We start from the raw sequence: 301 nt of genomic DNA, 5'->3' as shown, positions 1-301 counted from the left end.
GAGAGGACTCGAACCTCCACGGTGTTGCCACCGCTAGGACCTGAACCTAGTGCGTCTACCAATTCCGCCACCTGGGCCAAGGGGTACAGCGAGCCCGCTATTTTAGCGGGAACCGGCACCGTGTCAACTGCAAAGTCATACGACTAAGCTGAATCGAAAACACGGTCCCTGCACAAAAAGGAAAAGCCACCCGAAGGTGGCTTTTCCAAACATCTGGTGCCCAAGAGAGGACTCGAACCTCCACGGTGTTGCCACCGCTAGGACCTGAACCTAGTGCGTCTACCAATTCCGCCACCTGGGC

The 301-nt window shown here is 56.8% G+C and carries 1 tRNA gene; it reads right to left on the bottom strand.

Annotated elements, in window-relative coordinates:
• Positions 1–214: 214 nt before the first annotated feature.
• Positions 215–301: transfer RNA gene (locus NCT32_RS37160), tRNA-Leu, on the bottom strand.

The organism is Caballeronia sp. INML2 (genome assembly GCF_023631365.1).
Classification (GTDB): Bacteria; Pseudomonadota; Gammaproteobacteria; order Burkholderiales; family Burkholderiaceae; genus Caballeronia; species Caballeronia turbans.
Note: the sequence above shows the minus strand (reverse complement) of the source record. Positions and strands in the feature narration are given on the sequence as shown.